The 410-nt window shown below is 58.3% G+C and carries 1 pseudogene; it reads right to left on the reverse strand.

Annotated features, from left to right (window positions below):
• Positions 1-132 precede the first annotated feature (132 nt).
• Positions 133-410: pseudogene (locus L1069_RS24000) on the reverse strand (hypothetical protein); the annotation flags it as partial.

The following is a 410-nucleotide window of genomic DNA, read 5'->3' on the forward strand; positions in this document are numbered from 1 at the left end:
CACCGTTCAAATCCTCAATCGCCTGATCGGCGGCGGCGGCAATGCGGCTGCGCTCAGCGCTTATGGTTTCGGTCAAGGCATTCATTGCATCGGTTGCAGCGGTCAGAGCTTCCAGGCTCATGTGTTGTCTCCTTAAAAGGGGCCATGCAGGGCAGTGAGTTTTTCCCGCAGTTTTTGGGTTTCCAGGTGGGACCGGGCCAAGCCGGTAAGGGCCGAAAGGCCAAAGGCCCAAAGCGCATCATCGGGCGCGTTGACGATCACCAGGCCGTCCTGGACCTTGGACAGATTGAGGTAGGCGTCATAAAGCAGGTCATAGGCCCCGGTGGTGCCCTCGTTCATGGTGGCCCCGGCCACGATAAAGATCAGATCGCCTGTGCTGTCGAAAAAGCCGATTTCCCGGACGGTGAAAT

The sequence above is a fragment of the Leisingera sp. MMG026 genome, assembly GCF_021654205.1.
Lineage (GTDB): Bacteria > Pseudomonadota > Alphaproteobacteria > Rhodobacterales > Rhodobacteraceae > Leisingera.